Origin of the sequence: Geobacillus sp. BMUD, from assembly GCF_013096845.1 — a bacterium.
Classification (GTDB): Bacteria; Bacillota; Bacilli; order Bacillales; family Anoxybacillaceae; genus Geobacillus; species Geobacillus vulcani.
This window is the reverse complement of the sequence record NZ_SDLA01000062.1, coordinates 1-460: the sequence shown is the minus strand read 5'-3', so window position 1 is coordinate 460 and position 460 is coordinate 1. Positions and strand designations below refer to the sequence as shown.

The window sequence follows — 460 nt, the reverse complement described above, 5'->3', positions numbered from 1 at the left end:
CAAGAATTTGGCGCCTACTGGGATGAACGCGGATGGGCAAGAATTGGTCATCAGCTCGAAGATTTGTTTCGAAGATTATTTTCGTTTATTCAAGAACGCAAACGAGAACATTTGCCAACTGTTGAAGGGTTTCTGAAATACGATTATTTGCGCAATCAGAAGCAAAAGCCGCGAAAGCCATGGTGGGATGAAAAGCTTAAAAAACAGGAGCAATCAGCAATCTATCAATTTATCCTGTCCAACCCTGAAATGCTTGGAAAAACCTTTTTAAATCTGTCTCTTTCGGAAAAAGATTTATATAAGCATACGGTTTTAGAAATTCTTCCATTTAATCCTGAGCTGTATTTGCAAAAAAAGATATTAGTAAAAGAGCCGGCAATTTTGTTAGTTTATTACAACTATAGCGATCACCAGCCGCATATGTTTTCTTTTCCGTATACTGCGCTGAAAAAGGTGAGGG

At 38.3% G+C, this 460-nt stretch carries 1 protein-coding gene; it reads left to right on the top strand.

Features of this window, described 5'->3' with window-relative positions:
• Positions 1–460: DUF4080 domain-containing protein (locus ETC05_RS17405; protein WP_171661556.1), on the top strand; the 460-nt coding region annotated here is incomplete at both ends.